Origin of the sequence: Shewanella sp. SNU WT4 (assembly GCF_006494715.1) — a bacterium.
Lineage (GTDB): Bacteria > Pseudomonadota > Gammaproteobacteria > Enterobacterales > Shewanellaceae > Shewanella.
In genome coordinates, this window is record NZ_CP041151.1 from 83135 (window position 1) to 99316 (window position 16182).

At 46.2% G+C, this 16182-nt stretch carries 14 protein-coding genes and 1 pseudogene; 4 read left to right on the forward strand and 11 right to left on the reverse strand.

Going from position 1 to position 16182, the window contains the following annotated elements; translation table 11 throughout:
* Positions 1 to 17: 17 nt before the first annotated feature.
* From FJQ87_RS00305 to FJQ87_RS00325, 5 genes are all read right to left on the reverse strand, one after another.
* Positions 18 to 728, reverse strand: coding sequence for an ABC-type transport auxiliary lipoprotein family protein (locus tag FJQ87_RS00305; protein ID WP_140929991.1), 711 nt, complete (start codon positions 726 to 728; stop codon positions 18 to 20).
* Positions 725 to 2398 (reverse strand): intermembrane transport protein PqiB, encoded by a 1674-nt coding sequence (gene pqiB / locus FJQ87_RS00310; protein ID WP_140929992.1) that lies wholly within the window; start codon positions 2396 to 2398, stop codon positions 725 to 727. The genes FJQ87_RS00305 and pqiB overlap by 4 nt, the downstream gene beginning before the upstream one ends.
* A complete protein-coding gene (locus FJQ87_RS00315) occupies positions 2385 to 3578 on the reverse strand; it encodes a paraquat-inducible protein A (RefSeq protein ID WP_240778783.1) in 1194 nt (397 codons plus the stop codon). Before FJQ87_RS00315 ends, pqiB begins: the two co-directional genes overlap by 14 nt.
* A gap of 237 nt (positions 3579 to 3815) precedes the next feature.
* Positions 3816 to 4220, reverse strand: coding sequence for a large-conductance mechanosensitive channel protein MscL (mscL, locus tag FJQ87_RS00320; protein ID WP_140929994.1), 405 nt, complete (start codon positions 4218 to 4220; stop codon positions 3816 to 3818).
* Positions 4221 to 4542: 322 nt separating this feature from the next.
* Positions 4543 to 5025 carry a GNAT family N-acetyltransferase gene (locus tag FJQ87_RS00325; RefSeq protein WP_140929995.1) on the reverse strand — a complete coding sequence of 161 codons (483 nt, stop codon included), beginning with the start codon at positions 5023 to 5025 and terminating at the stop codon, positions 4543 to 4545.
* Positions 5026 to 5519: 494 nt separating this feature from the next.
* Between FJQ87_RS00325 and FJQ87_RS00330 the strand changes: the two genes are divergently transcribed.
* Complete coding sequence (locus FJQ87_RS00330; RefSeq protein ID WP_140929996.1) at positions 5520 to 6125, forward strand: c-type cytochrome; 606 nt, start codon at positions 5520 to 5522, stop codon at positions 6123 to 6125.
* A 10-nt stretch (positions 6126 to 6135) separates the two neighbouring features.
* On the forward strand, positions 6136 to 7203 hold the full coding sequence (locus tag FJQ87_RS00335; RefSeq protein ID WP_140929997.1) for a c-type cytochrome: 1068 nt from the start codon (positions 6136 to 6138) through the stop codon (positions 7201 to 7203).
* Positions 7204 to 7483: 280 nt separating this feature from the next.
* Here FJQ87_RS00335 and FJQ87_RS00340 read toward each other — a convergent pair whose 3' ends face one another.
* The 4 genes and pseudogenes from FJQ87_RS00340 to FJQ87_RS00355 all read right to left on the reverse strand — a co-directional run.
* A complete protein-coding gene (locus FJQ87_RS00340; protein WP_140929998.1) occupies positions 7484 to 8200 on the reverse strand; it encodes a hypothetical protein in 717 nt (238 codons plus the stop codon).
* 201 nt (positions 8201 to 8401) lie between these two features.
* Entirely contained in the window at positions 8402 to 9730 is a 1329-nt protein-coding gene (locus tag FJQ87_RS00345) for an ammonia-forming cytochrome c nitrite reductase subunit c552 (RefSeq protein ID WP_140929999.1), read from the reverse strand.
* A 272-nt stretch (positions 9731 to 10002) separates the two neighbouring features.
* Positions 10003 to 10947: a hypothetical protein gene (locus tag FJQ87_RS00350; protein WP_140930000.1), complete on the reverse strand. Its 945-nt coding sequence runs from the start codon at positions 10945 to 10947 to the stop codon at positions 10003 to 10005.
* 725 nt (positions 10948 to 11672) lie between these two features.
* Positions 11673 to 12386, reverse strand: a pseudogene (locus FJQ87_RS00355) (class I SAM-dependent methyltransferase); the annotation flags it as partial.
* Positions 12387 to 12557: 171 nt separating this feature from the next.
* Here FJQ87_RS00355 and rlmJ point away from each other — a divergent pair.
* Entirely contained in the window at positions 12558 to 13400 is an 843-nt protein-coding gene (gene rlmJ, locus FJQ87_RS00360) for a 23S rRNA (adenine(2030)-N(6))-methyltransferase RlmJ (RefSeq protein WP_140930001.1), read from the forward strand.
* Positions 13401 to 13448: 48 nt separating this feature from the next.
* On the opposite strand, the gene FJQ87_RS00365 is transcribed toward rlmJ, so the two are convergent.
* Positions 13449 to 14387: an IS4 family transposase gene (locus tag FJQ87_RS00365; RefSeq protein ID WP_140930002.1), complete on the reverse strand. Its 939-nt coding sequence runs from the start codon at positions 14385 to 14387 to the stop codon at positions 13449 to 13451.
* Here FJQ87_RS00365 and FJQ87_RS00370 point away from each other — a divergent pair.
* The gene (locus FJQ87_RS00370) at positions 14340 to 15179 is read left to right on the forward strand and encodes an IS110 family transposase (protein WP_140930003.1); all 840 of its coding nucleotides are present in this window, start codon (positions 14340 to 14342) and stop codon (positions 15177 to 15179) included. The genes FJQ87_RS00365 and FJQ87_RS00370 overlap by 48 nt on opposite strands.
* A gap of 328 nt (positions 15180 to 15507) precedes the next feature.
* Here FJQ87_RS00370 and FJQ87_RS00375 read toward each other — a convergent pair whose 3' ends face one another.
* Positions 15508 to 16152: a lytic transglycosylase domain-containing protein gene (locus tag FJQ87_RS00375; protein WP_206194357.1), complete on the reverse strand. Its 645-nt coding sequence runs from the start codon at positions 16150 to 16152 to the stop codon at positions 15508 to 15510.
* Positions 16153 to 16182: the final 30 nt, after the last annotated feature.

A 16182-nucleotide genomic window follows, 5' to 3' on the forward strand; every position in this document is an offset into this window, starting at 1 on the left:
AACCAAACAAACCCACCCTAAATGCTGGCCGTGATCTGCGCAGCTAACTGATTGACTAACTGGCGCATCACAGCAACTGAGGGTGAATAGCCATCAGCTGGCACTTTAGCTTCAAACGCAAACACTTGATCTAACTCATCATCCCCTTGCAAATACTGGTAACGGCCAGAAAGCACTACGGTAGATTGATTGGTCACATGAAAATAATCTATCTGCACCTTAAGCACAGGCGTTGGCGCTTGAGCATTGGCGTTAACTTTAGTGTTAGTGCGCGTTTGCACCACAAAGTCATAGCCTTTGTCACCACTTGCGCTTAAGCCATTAAGATCGCTTAGCAGCGCTTTGCGGGTGCTATCTATCAGCGGCTCAGCCCACATATGAAAACTGGCGTAATGGATTTTATGCTTATCGATTTGCATCACTAAATACGGCTCAGCCAAATACTTAGCTAAGCTCACAGCTACCACTACCTTAGGGCGCACTTGCGCTTTATCGGCGACGCTTAATTGATTTGCAGCATTAACGCCATCGCTAGGTAGTAATGATGCTTGGGTATTTAGTAAGTAATAACTGGTGGTTTTAGGCTCAGCGCTTGAACTGCAGCCAAGCAGTAAGCTACTGAGAGCCAGCAACATTAAGGCGGCGCGCTGACTCTTAACGTTCTGCTTAATCGCACTCAGGTTTATTGGGCAACAGCGTGCCACTCCTGCGGATAATCGGCTAATCATTGAGTCACCTCAGGATGTTTTTTCGGTTCTAAATGCTCAGTCCCAGAATCGAAGATGAGCCCGTTGGGTTGATGTTTTAGCTGCTCTAACAGCGGTTTTAATTCATACATAACATCCGAGATGCTTTGTATGCCTTGCTGCAATTGCTCGTAACCTGTCGAGCCTTGGGAGAAGTCGCCACTTAAACGCGAGATATTTTCAAGGGTGGCGGTTAACTCTTGGATTAATTGCTGCTGATCGGCTGCGGTTAACAGCTTATCTAAGCTATTGGTGCTGCGCTGTAAATCCACCAACAAGGCCGAAGCATTGGCTAAGGTCGTATTAGCATTGGTGAGCGTGGCATTGGCATTGGTCGCCATATCATTGATGGGCAGACGATTGATTTTATCCACCAACTGACCAAATTTGTCGGTGATCTGCGAGAACTCATTTTTCACGGTTGGAATAACCGCATAGCCTTTATAGCTAGCTATCTCTTTAAGCTTAGGTAAATCAAAATGCTGCAAGTCGACAAACAAGCTTCCCGTCAGCACATTGCCAGTTTTTAAGCTCGCCCGCAGGCCACTTTTCACCCAATTTATGTTTTGTTCATTCATTATCTCAGCCCCTTGCTGAGTATCAGGTAAGCCCACGCGCCCAGGGTTTAAGTTAATCAATACCGGAATACTAATGGCATCGTTATAAAGCTCCTTAGGATCAACGCTGCCCAAGTTCACGGCTGTGACTTGTCCAATTTGCACGCCGCGATACTCCACTGGCGCGCCAACATTGAGACCACGAATACTGTCATTCACTAGCATGACGTAAGGCAGCGACTGCGTATATCTGGCGTTACTGGCGCTAAGATAATCTTGATAAATATCAAAATCAGTACGTTCAGTAATTTTGTCGCCAAGCGGCATGCCATCTGGCACATCAAAGGTCACGCCATTGGTGAGCATGGTTTCAACATTGCCGGTATTAACACTTATGCCTTCGGCATTAAGAGAGACAGTTAAGCCGCTTGCATCCCAAAAGCGGGTATTACTAGTAATCAACTCATGATATGGCGCGTTAATAAAGGCGTTGTAGTAAACTACCCGCTGCTCAATGTTAAAAAACACATCATCAATCTGACCCACAGTTAAGCCTTTATAAATGATGGGATCCCCCTTAGCGTAATCAAATTCTTTATTACTATTAAGGGTTAAATGTAAGCCTGGCGTGCCTTTGGGAGTAATAGGGGCAGATTCGAGCGCGGTATAAGTATCGGCGGATTTTTTAGAAGCACCGGGCGCAAGCTCAATATATACCCCTGAAATTAAGGTATCTAAGCCAGATACCCCAGCCAAGGTGATTTTAGGGGTGACCACCCAAAAATTAGTGTCTTCCACCAGCATTTTTTCAGCGCTTTTAGCGAGCCGCGCGGTGACATTCACCCCATCGCCCTCTTCATTGAGACGAATGCTTTCTACTTCACCGATATTAACGTAACGGGATTTAATTTTAGTTTTGCCAGCTTCCATGCCTTCGGCAGAATCAAAATAAATGGTGATGGCAGGCCCTTGATGGCTTAAGTGGTAATACACCATCCAAACACCAATCAAAAGCGCAACTATGGGCACAAACCAGATGGCAGATATGCCTCTAACTGGCTTAATGTCAGCGTCCATTTGCTTATCTAGGTTCATAGCCAACCTTATCGTTATAAATTAATTTAGGTTCAAAACTCATGGCGGCCAACATAGTCACTATCACCACCGCAGCAAAGGCAAAAGTAGCCGAGCCTGGCACTATGCTCATGGCATTGCCTAGCTGCACTAAGCTCGCCAAAATGATCACCACAAAGATATCTATCATCGACCAACGCCCCACAAATTCCGCCAAGCGATACCAACGAATACGCTGCTTGGCGTAGCGAAACGCGCCGGTTTGCACGCTGTAATTAAGCCAAATCAGTACCAGTATTTTGATAATAGGCACCATCACACTCGCCACAAAAATCACCATAGCGATTGGATAAGAGCCGTGATGCCACAATAGCAACACCCCGCCGATGATAGTGCTCGGATCGTCTTGCCCTAACAGCCGCGTATTCATAATCGGCAAGATATTGGCCGGGATATATAACAAGATAGAAGTGATGATTAATGCCCAAGTGCGCTGAATCGACAGGCTGGGTTGCACCGGCGCATGAGGAACAGAGGCTGTAATAATTGCACTCGAGTGATTGTCATTAGCTGCCGCCGCGCAAGAGGCAAATGCCTGATTAAACGAGCGCTTATCAATATGCAGTAAGGTCGCCGTCATCGAAATAGAAAACAAAATGAAGGCAAAAAACGACGGCCCCAAATGAATGTCGGCAAGGGAAATAATCTTAACCAAGCTAACTAAGGTACCCACCAGAAAAATCTCTGCCATATTCCAAGGGAGCAAGCGGTAAATAAGCGCCATAATCTCGCGCCCTTGCCATGGCATGCGGCCTAACTTTAGCGATAAGGTCACATACATTAGGCTGATTAAGACCAGCATAGGGATTAACAACACGGTAATCACTTCAATCACGGCCAAAAAACCATAGCCACTACTGATTAAAATGGTCACGCTATCTAGCATCTTTATCTCATTCTCTAAGCCGCTAGATTTAAACGAAATAAAATGAAATGGCAGCGACAAGGCTAAAAAAATCAACGCCGTCAGCGCAAAGGCCAACATACGGTTTAAGGCATTGCGCCGTTTAGCCGCCAGCAAAAAACCACAACGCGGGCACAGCGCCTTTTGATTCACTTGCAAAGGTGGGATGGCAACCCGTAAATCACACTCATGACAAGTGTCATGCTCAACCACGACTAATGATTCGCTGCTGTTCATTGTCATTACCTAAATACATACCCAAACATCATTCCTTTTACCGCCTGTCATCACTCTTTAGCCGCTCACTCATTGGCGCGGTTTACCCTAACCAAACTCTCAGTATGGCTAATGGAGAATGACAATTGCCGACCAAATAGTCAACAAATCAATAACATCCATTATTTGCGAGCCTGTAGCCGTTAATAAAAAGGCGCCATCATTGGCGCCTTGTTTAGCTGAAATCGCTTCATCCAGTTACGATTTAGATTTCAATAAATCGCGGATTTCAGTCAGTAACACCTCTTGCGCCGATGGTGCCGCTGGCGCGGCTGGAGCCTCTTCCGCTTTTCTTTTTAATTTATTAATGACTTTGACCAGCATAAAAATCGCGAAGGCCACAATCATAAAATCGAGCACAGTTTGAATAAAGGCGCCGTAACTAATGACCACAGCAGGCGCGTCTCCCGCCGCCTCTTTGACCACCCACGCTAAGTCAGAAAAATTAACCCCGCCCAATAACACCCCAATTGGCGGCATGATGACACCAGACACTAACACAGTGACAATTTTACCGAAGGCCGCGCCAATAATAATACCGACCGCCATATCGACTACATTGCCTTTGACTGCAAATTCTTTGAATTCTTTCATCATGCCCATGGTGGTAAACCTCGTTAGTGTTTATTAACTATGTTTGCATTCGGTGGAAATTTTTACGTAAACACCCGTCCGTGTGTCACTCGCGCCTGCGTTAGAGCGGCACGCCGCTTACAGCTAACAGCCATCATAACGCTCTAATAATAGGCTACAAATATAGTGTAAAAAATGCGCAGCGTGAATAACTTATGAACTTTTAGCCGCGAATGAAATTAAAAAATGTCGAGCGCTAACGCTACACGCTGGGAAAAGGGTGATAAACAAAGAAGGGGGAAATGACAGCAACCAAGCAAGGTTGCTGCACCAGATGAATTAGCGGCAGTAATTAAGCGACTTGCGCGCGGCGCTCATTAAGATTAATGGCCATGATAGTGACCTCCGCATGCTGATAGCGCTCTTGCTTAATGGCTTGCCAGCCGAGCTTTTCATAAAACTCACGCTGATCTTCAGTAAATAAGTGCAGCAGGTCTAAACCCTTATCGGCAGCGATGCGCATAACTTCGTTTATCAAGATGCTGCCAAGGCGCTTACCGCGATACTCAGGTTTAATAAATACATTAGCGAGCCAAGGGGATAGCTCAGGATGAGTCGTCATATCTTGAGTTAAAATCGACGCGCTCCCCACCACTTCATCACCATCCACCAGCACCCAAGTGCTTGGCACTGCGTCGTCATTTAAACAGTTATGTAGATCGTTAACAAAATCTGCCAGCGTGCTGCCTGGATACAAGTCATGCCACTCAGTAAAGTGCCAAGTGGCCACTTCCGTCAGCTTGGGCACATAATTTTCTAATTTTTCAACTTTCATCAATCACACCCTAACAATAATCCAAGTATTCACGCAGTTAGCCGTTAAACCACATTAGGCATGGCCTCACGACCAACACAAACGCAGGATTCTACACTAATCGGCACTTTTTTAGCGAATCGCGTAAATAGCTATGCTGGGAGCGCTCAAGCCCAAGCAAGGATGAAATCCTCCACGCCTGATACCAACTGACAAGTAGCTTAAGCGCCCTAGTTGGCACGACTATTTCTGTATTATTTGATAGTTAGCTTGCTAAATCGTTATGAACAGGCGCAATTGCTTGTGGTGACTGTTTTTAATGGCTAGGGTTTGAACAGTTGCAGCCTTACCCGTGTAAAGGGTAAGGTAAACGCCTCCCATGTTGATTAAGCGAACGAACGCCATTAATGCAGATTAAGGCTAGCGTGAACTTTTATTCAAATGGGTTATGTGCGAGCAGCACATAAATAACAATAATCATTATGGTGTAAAGCCTAACTCTTCAAGGATAGAACATGAAGATGAAAACCCTCCTGATAGGCTTAACCCTATATAGTGGCTACGCAGCCGCTGCGCCTACAGACACTATCCCGCAACCAGCCCAACTATGTGTATCTTGTCATGGCATGCAAGGTGAGGGCATTGACCCTCTCGGCCCTCGACTAGCGGGATTATCAAGCGAATATATCTCATTGCAGTTACAGCATTTCCAAGCGGGAGTGCGCCAAAATCCGACCATGACCGCCATGGCCATGACGCTGCAAGGTGATGGTATCGAGCAAGTGGCTAATTATTTTTCAGCTAAGCCCGACACTGATGTTAAGCCCCTTATCCGCGGTCAGCAGGTAGTATTTTCTGACGATATCCAGCGCTTAGCCAACCAAGGCGATTGGTCACGAGGCATACCTGCCTGCGTAACCTGCCATGGCCCTTCAGCGCTCGGTGGCGGTTTATTTCCCCGCTTAGCCAATCAACAGGCAAGTTATATTAAGAGTCAATTAGTGGCATGGCAGTCTGGCACCCGCAAAGGTGATGTCGATGGCATGATGGCCAATGTAGCTAACAAGCTTACAGCCGCCGAAATCGATGCCTTAGCAAACTACTTTGCTAATTTGAAATAAGGAGCCAGACATGAAATCTTCTACCATGCTATTACTGGCCGCTATGGGGCCGTTAACTCTGCAAGCACAAGCCGCAACCGAGCCAGCGCAAGAACGCCCAGACAAGCAAGCCCCCTTGCCTTCTTTCCCTAAGGTAACGGATCAAACCTACCTGACCCCAAGACCTTTGAGTGACATTCCCGAAGGCGCCTTTGGTGACAAAGTACGTTTGGGATATCAGCTGTTTATGAACACCCAACAGCTGCGTGATAAATATGTCGGTAACGAGCTTAATTGCACCAACTGCCATATGGATGCAGGCCGTAAAGCCAATGCCTCGCCGCTTTGGGCGGCTTATTTTGCTTATCCTGCTTACCGCAAAAAAGATGATAAGGTCAGCAGTTTTGAAGAGCGTATTCAGGGCTGTTTTAATTATTCCATGAATGGCACCGCCCCCGCATCGGGTAGCCCTGAGTTAGTCGCTCTTTCTGCCTATTCCTATTGGTTAGGCATGGGTGGCTTGATGGACGAGGCGAAAATCAGCGGCCCAGTTCCTGAATTAAGCGACGCCGAGCTAGTTAAAGGTGGCAAACGCCAAGACTTCCCGCTGCCAGACGCATTAGCCAAAGCGATGACGATGGAAGAGCGCGCTAACTTGCCAGGTCGAGCCTATCCAGAAATTCCTAAACCTGAACTGGCCTATTCAGCAGAGCGCGGGAAAGACGTATATGTTGCCCACTGCCAAACCTGCCATAGCGCCGATGGTCAAGGTCAGGCAATGGCGGGCGTCTATGTGCTGCCGCCATTATGGGGGCCTCAAAGTTATAACTGGGGAGCCGGCATGCACAGGGTTAATACCGCCGCATTTTTCATATATGAAAACATGCCTTTTGGTAAAAGCATGCAGCTAACGACTCAACAAGCTTGGGACGTTGCAGCTTACATTAACTCCCACGAGCGCCCACAAGATCCGCGCAGCCAAGGGGATGTGAAGCAAACGCAGGAGAAATACCATAATGACAGTGACTACTATGGCATTGCTGTCGATGGCAAAGTATTAGGCACTGAGTCTTACCCCATTTTCCCTAAGAAGATGTAACCCAAGAGTTTAGGTACCACTTACAAACCTCTAGGCGTAGACCCCATGTTGGCGGTCTACGCCTTTCCCTTATTAACTAATGTCCAAAACTGAGCCTGATAGTCACTTAGACCCAAATAACAACCCAGGTATTTACGCCGATAGTTATAACTCGCCGTTACGCTACATCAGGTATGTGGCTTTCGACCAATAGAAACGCAGGGGGTTAAAAAATCCGTGGATTTTTAGCGAATCGTTCAAACTGAACCACTTAAATCCTGCCATCGATAACATAAAATGTTTACCGTCTCTTTTGGAGTGTTTGACATTGCTTATTCTGAGTTAAGTATTTAGCCTTCCTCAAAAAAGAGGCATACTTTTTTAGCGTCGCGCTGATTCCGAAACAAATTGACCAATCACCAGCGGCAGGAGAATAGAAACTCGATCCGGTTTCCGAACGAGGATCCCTCAGTAACAACCCCCGATTGATAAAATCTTCTGCGTAAGCAAATAGCTCATCAATATCGACGCCTAATTCAAGTTCAGGGTGATTAATATTGTTTATGAGATAGATTGGGAAGACAGTTTCCAAGTCTATGCACTTTAGCTCTGATAGCTTGATGAATAGATTAACTTTAAGGTCGTCCATACCTCTAATACACGAAATAAATCTGGCCTTCTCGTTTTCAGTGAAGCTGAACTGTCGATCATCAATAAGCAATAAAGCCAATGCTCTTATTGCAATATCACTCGATGTACTTGTTATGGCAGCAGCATAATCAGCTAGAACCTTTTGTGATTTTTTGTTATTTAAAAACTCATTAATCTCTTTTTGGCGTTCAATACTTAAGTTTTCAATTTCATCTTCAAGAGTGCTCAAAAACTGCGTTACCCTATATTTAACATATAGGTTATGTGCTTTTTTTAAAGTGTTAAGAACGGATTTTGATGTAGAAATTATGCTTTTCGCTGTTGATGGTTCCAACTCGGCTCCTGCTACCATAAAAGTTTCTTTCATTAAGTTATCATTTAACCACAACAATAACTTACCACTGGCAAAGCATCACTTTAATTAAATTGTGGCGCTAGGAAATAGAGATTAACTTTACCGCACACACCTAAGGTATCCGCGATGCAGGCAGCAAGGTGCCCCCCCCTTGCGACCTTGCTTATTTTCGTTACGATATCAAATCCATAAAATGGCGAAGCAGGCTTAAGGCTATTTATCAAGGCTATGGCTAGCGCTTGGCCAACTCGATTTAACTACCTCTTGTAAGAATTTTTGCTTCTCGGCCTTAAGCTGCGCCATATTGAGGCCAATAAAGGCTTGGGCATCGGCTTTAGACCTTAACGCTGGATAGTTAACGGTAGGCGCGTCTATGGTCTTTAACATCTGCGCCAACTTGGCTCTAGCCATTTCCACTTGCCGCTGCGCCACATCTAATAAATACATGGCTTCTTTGCTGTTGTGGGCGTGGGTGCCATGAGATGCCACCACATAATCCCAGCGCCACTGGGCATGGCGAATATCCATCAGCGCACTTTCCAAATCTCCCCATGCTAGGCCGCTATCCCACGCAGTGCCGGCCTCTATATGCGCTTTGACCAATAGTTTTTCAACGTCTGTGCGCTTGCTATCTAGCTCGCTTTTATTGGTGGCGATTAGCTGAGTTATCTCTGTCGCACTTTCATGGCATCCCGAGCACTTAGTCTCAAAGTTATTAAAACTGCTAGTGATTTTGTGGTTAGTGACTGCTTTGCCATCATTTGCTGTCGTGGTCGCCATGTGGCAATCAGCGCAGCCTATTTCACTTTGGGCGTGAACGCTGCGGCTCCAATGTTCAAATTCAGGGTGGCGCGCTTTGATGATAGGAACGCCAGAGATTGGGTGAACAAAGTCAGCAAAACGGCGGGTATCATAATATTTTTCAATGTTGTCAGCATCGTTACCAAATATCCATGGGATGTTTACCGCATTGGTTTTTTCTGGCTGAAAGTAATAAGTGACATGGCATTGACCGCACACTTGCGAAGCCTTAACCGCTGGGGTTTGAGCATCAAAAGGCATGCGGATTTTATTCATGGCATTACTGGCACGTGCGCGCGGCAAGGCTAATTCTGCTGAGCCTGACTTGTGGCAATCATCACAACCAACACTCACGTCCATGGCATAGGCAACATCGGCAAAGCTTTTGCTCGCAAACCCCTGCTCGCCCATGGTTTGAGTTAATGCGACGGCGCCAGGGGCTTTGCAAGACCAGCAACTTGCGCCCGGATCGCCCAAAGCTTTGGTGCCGCTGCCGGTGCGCAATATGTGAGTCGCGTCCATCACAGCAAACTGATGCCCTCTGGGGCTATTGTATTCCTTGGCGAAAGATGAACCCGCGTACAGCAGCACTAAATCAGGGCGCTCCGCCAATAAATCCACTCTGTGATCCGACTGCGCGGTTGCTTGCCAACTTTGCTGGGCGAGTTCAACGCGATTATCGGCATTGGCAATGGCTGTAAATGACATCAGCCCAAGTAGGTAAATTAGTTTTATATTCATGGCGATTTGGCAGAGGTTGTTTTTATATACAATAAGTTACATTAACACCTATTGTTGATACCCCTTTCTAGGTGGCGCCTAATTAATGTGAGACACAACACTTAATCTGACTAACTTAACTCTCTAGGTGTGACATTGACCTTACCAAACCTAAGGTAACTATATTTATCCTTCTGCAACGGCAAAAAGCAAATCCATGATATGTAGATAGCTATTTTGTCTATCAAAAACAAAAACCGGCATTTAGCCGGCTTTGTCGTAACATCCAATATTTATAAAGTAGGGTAAACTTCAAGCCAATAGGTGCCCCAACCTATCTTGTTACCTTTGCCGTTATACCAGTTACTGTCACCATCGGCCCAGGCAGTATCTTCACCAATAAAGAAATTTAAAGCAGGAACCGCCACCACAGTAATTTGCTGGGTAATCGCTCCAGCGGTATTGCGGCACAAAAGCACTAGCCCTTCAAAACTGCCCGCCTGATAAGTGCTACCATTTTCAACAGCGAGCGCAACTATGGCCAGTGCATTGGTCTCATTCCAGCTAATACCGCCGGCAGGCGACGTAGGATTGCTATCATCGGTCAGCTTCCAGATAGCCCCCTGAATATCTTGCCAAGAATACTGAGATTGACTCCAGTCTTGATTCAATATCCAAGAGACTGCATTCAGATTCTGCTCCTTATCGACCACGCCCAAATCAGGATCATTCAATGACCGTAACTCACAGTTGGTGTAGGTGGTGCCCGGAGAGATAAAACGCTCCAAATCCATACACCATGCATTAAAGGGACCTGTGCCATTGATGGTTGCATCAAAGTAAGAATCGCCACCAGGGAATTTGACAGAGTAGGAAACCGTCCCGCCTATGGGATAGCTCGACTGCTTACTTTCTGCATGATAAGCGACATACTGATCCACTGCGTTGACATCTACCCTATAGATATCACTCCGGGCGCAGCCTAGCTCGTGGCTATAGGGGAATTGTCCAGGCGCGGATGATAGCGGTTGGCTCTCTCCCACATACAGATGGGAACGCTCTAGACACCAACCGACTTCAGTCACCTGTACACTCACAACCAACTGATTCCCCTGATAAAGAGTTTCTACCTCACCAATCTCTTGATGTTGTCCAGCAAACAAGGGACGAGTAGATGCCTCAACCCCTCCAGCCAACAAGCTCGCAAAAAGCATGATCAATCCAAACGCTGACTTCATTTTATTACCCCGTTATTTACCTATGAGTAAGGACGAGCACGAAGAGGCAATTTGAATGCCGCTTTTAACCTATTGATTTTATTGTGCACGAGATAAGTTAAGTCTTATTTTTAAGATATGGATTTAGGCTATTGCCGCAGGACTTTGAATAACTCATTGAATTGAATATCTTTAGCTAAGTCTCAAAAATGAGACAGTTTTGAACGACTGACACCGCCGTAATAGTTAGCCATGAGCTTGGGTGATAGGTAGCAGTTAATAAATTGAACAATTATTATCATCTAAAACAACAGCATAATGCGTTTTTGGTTTGTACGAGCATAACGATAAGTCACTTGACGATGAAGAGGCAAACAAGAAATGGAGCAACCAGATGATAATAATCTATAGAGGATATTTAACTGAAAAATAATGACTTTTAGCAATAATAGCTCATTGCCTAGCTGGATGTTTTGAAGGGCACTGCCTATAAACTCGGTTTGAACTCAGCCCGCGTTACGATTCCAACAACTGAGACTCGAATGTTATTGTTATGCGATTACAAAGACAGCATGAGGTATCTGTGCTGCCAAACCCTTTATAGATAAGCGTTTCGACCGCTTAAGCTTGGTGTTGCTGCAAGCAGACTGGTGCAGCAACAAATAAATGTCGCTGCAAGCAGACTATTGACTTATATCAGACTACCATCATAATAAAATAAATTTATCACCAAAAACAAACTGTTATCAACTAACCATAGCGGCTTTAACATAGACATCAAAGCGGTTTTTCTTAGTCGCAATCACAGCATTTGGCTTAAGGCCATCGAGATCCTCGGCGTAATCTGGACGCTTAACTACCACGCGCTTAGTGGCCAAATCTAAGGCTGGTTGCAATAAGCCATCGGCATCAAGGTCGGCGCCCACTAAAGATTGAAATACCCGCATTTCTTTTTTCACTAGCGCTGATTTTTCGCGGTGCGGATACATAGGGTCGAGATACACCACATCAGGGCTTAAGCCTAATGCAGGCAATGCTTGCAAACTTGAGGCGTGCACTAAGCTCATGCGCTCACGCATCCAAGAGCCAATTTCAGCGTCCTGATAAGCGCGGTGTAAACCATCAGCTAACAAAGCGGCCACCACGGGGTTGCGCTCTAGCATAGTGACTTTGCAACCAAGGCTTGCCAGAACAAAGGCATCGCGGCCAAGGCCAGCAGTACCATCCACCACAGTGGGATTAGAGCCATGTTTTAAACCTACGGCTTTGGCAATGGATTGACCACGACCACCACCAAATTTACGGCGGTGCGCCACGGCGCCAGCAATAAAATCGACACTAATGCCGCCAAGTTTAGGCTCGTCGCGTTTAAGCAGAGTTAACGCCGCATCCACAAAGGTCAATTCAAACAAGGCATCTTGCTCAAAGCTCAGTTGCTGCTCATTGGCAATCGCGACCAGACGGTCATCATTAATATCAAAGTAAATCGCTTGGCTCACGGCATCACATCTAGGTTAAGTATCTCGGCGCCATTATGCCACTGTCTGCTTAGCTATGCACTCAAGCGTCCATGACATCTCGCCTATGGCTAGCTATAATGCGCCATTATTCTTTTGTTATCACAGGCTCCCATGCTTAGTTACCGCCACGGCTATCACGCCGGCAATTATGCCGATGTGCTTAAACACAGTCTGCTGCTGCAGACCATTCGCTTACTGCAAAAAAAAGATAAGCCATTTGTGTATGTCGACACTCATGCCGGCGCGGGTGGATATTCATTAAACGCTGAATTTGCCCAAAAAACCGGTGAGTATTTAGAAGGTATCGCTAAATTATGGCAAGCCACTGATCTGCCAGAGTCTTTGGCCGATTACGTGCGAGCTGTACGCCTATTTAATGGCGAGTCGGATGCACTTGAGTACTACCCAGGTTCGCCTTCTATCATGGATATGGAGCTGCGCCCGAAAGATCGTATGGTATTGCACGAACTGCACACCACTGACTTTGACACTATTTCCCAGCAGTTTGCTGGCGAGCGTAAAGTTAAAGTGCGCAATGCCGATGGCTTACAAGGCTTAATTGCTGCCATGCCGCCATTAGAGCGCCGCGCGTTAGTCTTGGTTGATCCAAGCTATGAAATGAAAACCGACTATGAAGATGTCGCCATCAGCGTGATTGAAGCCTATAAGCGCTTTGCCACTGGCGTCTATATGATTTGGTATCCAGTCGTTAATCGCGACCAAACCGAAGCCATGTTCGATATCTTAAAGGCCAGCGGTATTAAGCGCCAACTGCGTATTGAGCAAGCGATTGCTCCCGATAGCAATGAATTTGGCATGACTGCCGCAGGGTTATGGGTGATTAACCCGCCATGGCAACTCGACACCTTGGCAGAAGAGACCTTAAGCTATTTAAGCACTTGTCTAGATCAAGGCGGCGGCTTTACCCAAGTTAAATGGGAAGTTGGCGAATAAGCCTGAGTTTACATGGATTAGCCCAGCCCTGTGCATAATGCCACTCGCTTAAGAGCGAGTGGCATTTTTACTTGGATATTTCACTGTTTTCTTTAGCACCACACGCGGGTAGCTGGGCCGCTTCCTCTTTGGGGGTAAAATCAACCTTTTGCCATTTTCCCTCAGTCGTTTTAAGTGCTGTGGGATCGCTCCCGGACTCCCTCTGTCGCTCCAACCAAACTCATCCTGTATTAAAAACAGGGCATTAATGAAACTTATCCTCTGTGACTCAACTTTATGTTGCACTGCCATTGCGGCCATCTCTAGCCGAATAATATTGTAGGTCGTTAAGATCCCCCATAATTCTTGATACACCCCATCCTTCTTCTTACTGCGCAGGACAGGTTTATTTTCCAGTTGATATTGCTTTAGCTCACCATAACCCCTCTCTATCTCCCATCGCTGCCAATACACCTTGAGTAAATCGTTCACTGGATAGATGTTGGGGCATAGGCAGGACGTGATAAACCCTTTGATATCACCTTTGGGTGACGGAATAAGAATAAGGCGGGCTTGCCAGCTCTCCCCCAGATAAGGCGCTTGCTGTTGAGCTTGGGGTGATACCGGCATCTCAACCAGATGGTCATACTCTGAGAATGACTCGATAATTTGATAGCGGGTCTTAGACTTTATCGGGGTTAACCAATGGGTGTTTGCACCGCTTCCTTGCCCGCTGATGAGCAATTCGGCAGACATAAACCCACGGTCAAACAACGTGAGCGAATTCTCGGGAGCTGAGCCAACCAATTGCTGTGCATAGTGAATTTCACTGTGGGTAACAGGCCCGAAAGCCGCATCAGAAAGTAAGTGGCTACGAGTAGACATTAAGGTGACCGCCAGCACAGAGGGAAAAGAAGCCGTGCTTTGTGCAAAGCCAAAGTGATGGTTTTCTTCAGTGTTATGCGTCTTAAAATACGTCCCATCAACACTGAGCAATTTCGAAAGCATTTATCTCGCGCAAAACTTACTGAGTTTTTAGCTCAAATATCCGCAACAATCATAGCTATGGAGTCATGTGGTGGCTCACATTGGCTCGCTCGAAAGTGCCAGTCTTTTGGGCACGAAGTTAAACTCATTCCTCCGCAGTACGTTAAACCTTACGTTAAAACTAATAAAAATGATTACATCGATGCTGATGCAATAGCGGAAGCATCAACACGCCCATCGATGCGCTTTGTTGGTGTTAAAACTGAAACTGCTCAGGTTATCTCAGTGATCCAACGTATTCGTTCTAGTTACGTAAAAGAGCGTACCGCGTGCATGTCCCGTATTGGAGCTATCTTGCTTGAATTTGGTATGAGCTTCCCTAAAGGGCATAGCAAGATGAAACAGCTTGTCGAGCAAAATGAAGATGCTCAACTGCTTAAATCTATCCCAGGTGTGGGAAATTTAACAGCGAGTCAGTGTTTAGCGGATATCTCCGATGTGGGTCACTTTAAAAATGGACGACAGTTAGCCGCCTGGATAGGGCTTGTCCCACATCAATACTCAACTGGCGGCAAAACCACGCTTTTGGGGATAAGTAAGCGCGGCAACAAAGCGTTGAGGACGTTATTCATCCATGGTGCACGGTCGATTTTATCAAGGCCAGAGGTTGCAGTCGCTGTTTTTGGTGAATGGATTTTGGAGTTAAGAGCCAGAAAGCCATTTAACGTAGCGGTTGTCGCTTTGGCGAATAAGTTAGTGCGGATAGCGTGGTCAGTGTTATCGACCAAGCAAGCATTTGAAGTAAGAGTTTAAGCCGAGTTTGCAGATGATAAAAAAGATGGCAGAACGGTCAGACCACTAGATTGAAGACCTGACATAAAAAACAGCAACGCAGTATGCTTTGGGCTTTTTGAGGACAATCTAGCGCGGAACTCATCGTGGAGCGGGTGGTAGCACCTAATGAAGACTCCGAATACATTAGCGCAAACCAACCTCGTTATCGAAAATATCATTTGCAATAACGAGGCGGACCATACATTTTTATGGGGCGGTTAAGGCTGCTTATTAGGATGCTGAGCTATGAGCTTAGTGCTCTTAGATTAGTGTGCGTAGTTTAGGCTCTTAGTTTAGAGCTATGAGTTTAGACCGCTTGCTTACGGTAACGCGCCAGTAAAATCTTCACCCGCGCCACATAGGCGCGCGTCTCAGCAAAGGGCGGCACGCCATTAAAGCGCTCAACATTGGAGGCTCCAGCATTGTAGGCGGCACACGCCTTAGTTAAGTCGCCATTAAAGCGGCGCAGCATACTAGCCAAGTATTCAGTACCCGCCGAGATATTTTGTTCAGGTAAAAAGGCATTGGTGACCCCAAGCTCTTTGGCTGTGGGCGGCATTAATTGCATTAATCCCATGGCGCCGCGGCGCGACACAGCTAAGGGGTTAAAATTCGACTCGGCGTGAATAACGGCCTGAATTAAGGCTTCTTCCACTTGATGCTTATTGGCCGCTTGTTTGATGAGTTGTCGATAAGGGCCAACATGTAGCCCCACCCGCTTCCAATCTAAGCCATCATCACCACAAGCGAAGCAGTCAAACAGTAATAAGGTATAACCTTTGCTGGCAGGAGTTTTGTCGGTAAATACCCATAAACCATCGGCGCGCTGGTAGCGATAAACTGAATATTTTTTGTCAGCTTTAGCGGCTGATGCTGCAAAAGCGTCACTCACTGGCAGCAAGCTTAACAATAATATGCAGAGTAAATACCCTGTCCGTGGTTGCACTATCATCCCTAATTCCAAGTCCTTAAGCCTGCCTAC